Raw genomic sequence first — 4,024 nt, 5'->3', positions numbered from 1 at the left:
ATAGATAGTCTAGATGGAAGCTCATAATGGTAAATGTATTAGTATGTACATTTTACACCATAAACTCAGGAGAGCCATATTATCCAGGAAAGGCTATAAAGTAGAAGCTGCATCTAGCGGTCAAGAGGCACTCGATGCTGTGGATTTGGCTCAGCCTGACTTGATTTTGCTCGATATTATGATGCCCGATATGGATGGCTATGAAGTTTGCAGTCGCTTGAAAGCGAACGCTAGCACTCGTGGCATTCCCATTATTTTTCTGAGTGCTGTGGTACAAGCTTCTGAGAAGGTGAAAGCCTTTAATGCTGGCGGGGCGGACTACATTACTAAACCTTTTCAAACCGTAGAGGTGGTAGCTAGGGTAGAAAATCAATTGCGGCTGCGGGAACTAGAGTTGCAACTGAGGGATAAAAATCTGATGTTGCAGCAGGAAATCGCCTATCGGGAACAGGCAGAAATGGAAACGCGCTTGCTGTTGGAAAAAACCAAGTCTCAGAAAGAAAAAATTGAAGAATTGCTATTAAATATTTTGCCGAAACCGATTGCAGATCGCTTGCAGGAGGGACAAAGCATAATTGCTGACAGCTTTTCGGAGGTCAGCGTTTTATTCGCCGATTTGGTGGGATTTACGAATTTTGCCTCTCAAAAAAGTGCGACAGAAACGGTGAAAGTTCTCAATCAAATTTTTAGTCTATTTGACGAGTTATCGTTACGGCACGGTTTGGAGAAAATCAAAACTATGGGTGACGCTTACATGGTAGTCGGCGGTTTGCCAGAACCGCAGGAAAATCATGCTTTTGCTATTGCCCAAATGGCGCTGGATATGCAATCTGCTGTCGCTAGCTTCAATGTCCAAAACAATCACAACTTTAGTCTCCGCATTGGCATAAATATTGGTGGGGTGGTGGCGGGAGTCATTGGTTTAACTAAATTTAGTTACGATTTGTGGGGGGATACAGTAAATGTTGCTCAGCGGATGGAATCAAGCGGTATTCCGGGGGAAATTCAGGTGAGTGCTGCGGTTTACGATCGTTTAAAAGATAAATTTTTGTTTAAAAAGCGCGGTGCTGTTGAGATTAAAGGTAAAGGAGAAATGATCGTTTATTTGTTGGTGGGGCGAAATTAGTTATTAGTCAGTTGACAGTTGGCAGTTGACAATTCCCAATTCCCCATTCCCCATTCCCCATTCCCAATTACCACTCATCGTTGCGTTTGTTGCTGTAAGTTTCCCAATCGTCTTGTTGCGGCGGCTGATACAAGGATTCTTGTTCGACTTCTGGTTCCAATTCCGCTGACATTTCTAATTCTGGTTCCGATTCTTGCTGATAGATGTTCAGAGGTTCGACAACGCGGGCGATCGCATCTTTGACAAATGCTTTGACAAACTCGTCTTTCCGATTTAACTGAAACTGCCTTTGCACAACTTCGGTAATGCCACCATCGCCCCAATCTTGGTCATGGCGGAAATATTCAATAAAACTTTTCCCGGCAATTCTGGTTAAATAAGCCGCACTGACTGCTTGAATTGCTTTGCCAAGTACAAACCCGGCTACGCTTAACTGCAGCGCCCTAGACACTACTTGAATTACGCCTTCAACTATTCCCAAACTTGCTAGGGTTTTTGCTAGAGACAATGCCAGTTCTTTCGCGCGATCGATATTTAATTCGCAGCCGTAAATCTTAGCAATTTCTACTACCATTTGAGCGTTAACTGCTGCTGTCGCTAACAAATCCACAACTGGCAAAGGCGTGACAGCAATTACTCCGGCTCCGATCCACTGAAATCGCTCTACTGCCTTATCAGCTTGCCGCCTTCTTTGAGCATCAATTAACTTGCGCGCTTGGTCGCCCAAGTGCTGAGATTGCAGCAAAATATTGTCCGCAATTAAGTCTTCGCCTTCGGCTCGCAAAATCGCAGCGACACGCCGAATTAATGGCATAATATCCGGGTATGGCTGAAAAATTGTGCCGTCTTCTAGTACAACTTTTTGCGGATTGGCGCTAATCGCGACTACATCCATTGCTGATACAAAACCTTTGACTCGCTGCCGCAGTCGATCGAGAATTTCATCTCTATCGGTGTCGGGATAAAGGTCAACTTTATTAAAAACCACGATCGACCTTTTGCCAATTTCCGCCAAAGTCCGCAGCGGTTCGTACTCGGATTTTCGCAAATCGCCGTCCAAAACAAATAAGATCAAATCTGCCCTCGCCGCCAACTGCCTCGCCAATTCCTCTCTGTAAGTCCCCGCAACTCCCGCTTCCAAGATACCTGGGGTATCAGTAATTGCTAATTCTCGATCGATTCCTTTCAATTTTAGAGTGTAAGTTTCTCCAACTTCGGTAGTTCCCATCGGCGCGCCCACCTGTCCAGCCATCCGCCCCACCAACGCATTGACAGCGGAAGTTTTGCCCGCAGAACCGGTGCCGAAAACAACTACTCGAACGCTGCCCCTAGCCATGCTAGCTTCAATTTCGCGGGTTCTCAACAGCAAAGCTTGCCGCGCTACTTCATCTTGAATACGATCGACTTGTTGCCGAATTGCTTTGAGATTTTCCGAAGCTGCTTCACTTTTCACAACAGGAATCTTCGGAGTAATCGGCCGTTTTCCCTTAACTTTCTGAGGGCGTTGCAGCAACCTAAAATAGTAAAGCAGCGCAAAAATTAGCGTTCCCAAAAGTACAATTATCAGGAAAATCAGCAAATTAGCCAGCAGCGGAGAGGCAGACCACGCAACTTGACTGTAAAGCCCTGTTAAGGAACTCACCAGCCCAATAATCAGCCCCAGGGCGAGGCAGAAAGCAGCAATTAAGGTTAACAGGCGCGGCAAAGGCATGAGGGGAGTGGCAAATAAAAGGGTTATGCTTTGATTTTTACATTACGCTGATCGTCATCAGTCATTGCAAATCTAAAATCTAAAATCTAAAATGGCGAAGCGCCCGTTAGCGTTAGCGAAGCGATCCGAAGGAAAGCCCGTCCCTACGGGGGCTACGCCAACGAAGGGTATCGTACTGTGCGAGCCCGCCAATCGCGATTCTGCTTGTCCAGCAGGCGCGGTTTGCGGAGTTTGAGCGCCAGCGGGACGGACAAGTGCGATCGCGCTCTTGCTGCAATTGTAGCTTGCACGATAACTCACCTACAGTTTATCGCCCGCCGCAACTGCAGGCTGGTTTATTTGCATTTACCTACTTATTTATTCGGTGATTTATTCGATCGCGAGTCGAGCCATACTTTTTTATTAAGAATAAAATATCGCATGAAGTATCCAGAAACCCTATTTCTTAAGGTAAGTGCCTCCTGGAAGCTCCAAAAGCGGAAACGAAAAACCGGGTTTCTTAGGCAACGTAAGAGCATCTTAATTTACAAAAATTATCACATAAAACATCAATGCGGTACTCTCAAATTAGCCGCGAGTTAAGTTAGACTGAATTGTCAGTGCGTGAATTATTCACAGGTTAGCATCTATGCAGCTCAAACATCTAAATCAGCCTTCACAAGAACTCTCTACCTCTTGCGAGCATCACATCAAAGAGAGCCAGCCAGTCAAGCCCAATTATTTCGCTCACATAGCCCATTCCTTGGGCAACCTCAGTATTCGCGACAAAATCAGCATTGGGTACGCACTGGCTCTTTGTGTTGCGATTGGAGGAACGACTATCGGGATGTTGGTGGGAACTCATTACTATCGCAGAACTAACAATCAAGTACACATCGATCGAGAAACTCAGCTTTTAAATAAGTTACAGGTGGCTTTACTGCGAACTAAAAATAGCCAAGAATGGCTTATTTACGGGCTAGAACAGCCCAAAATTTTTGACAACAAATACGAACAACTACAAAACAATATTTACAACTTGAAGGTGTTATTATCTGAAGTCAAGAACTCTAAATACATGGAAGACATAGAAGGTATAGAAAAATTTAAAAAAACTTGCGATTCGCTATTGTCTAATTAGGGCTTGCTGAATATATCGCCCGCGTGTTACGTGGCCTGGGTTATTTGATCGCGCGCTCAATAGTAAA

The 4,024-nt window shown here is 45.0% G+C and carries 4 protein-coding genes; 2 read left to right on the top strand and 2 right to left on the bottom strand.

Going from position 1 to position 4,024, the window contains the following annotated elements:
- Nucleotides 1-43: 43 nt before the first annotated feature.
- Nucleotides 44-1,126, top strand: a complete 1,083-nt coding sequence (locus QT979_RS28515; protein WP_333312349.1) for an adenylate/guanylate cyclase domain-containing protein — start codon at nt 44-46, stop codon at nt 1,124-1,126.
- Nucleotides 1,127-1,193: 67 nt separating this feature from the next.
- Here QT979_RS28515 and QT979_RS28510 read toward each other — a convergent pair whose 3' ends face one another.
- A complete protein-coding gene (locus tag QT979_RS28510; RefSeq protein WP_333312348.1) occupies nt 1,194-2,837 on the bottom strand; it encodes a GTP-binding protein in 1,644 nt (547 codons plus the stop codon).
- Between the two features lie 72 nt (nt 2,838-2,909).
- Nucleotides 2,910-3,137, bottom strand: coding sequence for a hypothetical protein (locus tag QT979_RS28505; RefSeq protein ID WP_333214439.1), 228 nt, complete (start codon nt 3,135-3,137; stop codon nt 2,910-2,912).
- 328 nt (nt 3,138-3,465) lie between these two features.
- Here QT979_RS28505 and QT979_RS28500 point away from each other — a divergent pair, with 328 nt between their 5' ends.
- Complete coding sequence (locus QT979_RS28500) at nt 3,466-3,957, top strand: hypothetical protein (protein WP_333312347.1); 492 nt, start codon at nt 3,466-3,468, stop codon at nt 3,955-3,957.
- Nucleotides 3,958-4,024: the final 67 nt, after the last annotated feature.

Source organism: Microcoleus sp. w2-18bC1 (genome assembly GCF_036700365.1).
Lineage (GTDB): Bacteria > Cyanobacteriota > Cyanobacteriia > Cyanobacteriales > Microcoleaceae > Microcoleus.
Note: the sequence above shows the minus strand (reverse complement) of the source record. Positions and strands in the feature narration are given on the sequence as shown.

Excerpts from the sequence above, each read along its gene's own strand:
- QT979_RS28515 (WP_333312349.1), top strand. The coding sequence starts at position 44 with ATGTACATTTTACACCATAAACTCAGGAGAGCCATATTATCCAGGAAA.
- QT979_RS28510 (WP_333312348.1), bottom strand. The coding sequence starts at position 2,837 with ATGCCTTTGCCGCGCCTGTTAACCTTAATTGCTGCTTTCTGCCTCGCC.
- QT979_RS28500 (WP_333312347.1), top strand. The coding sequence starts at position 3,466 with ATGCAGCTCAAACATCTAAATCAGCCTTCACAAGAACTCTCTACCTCT.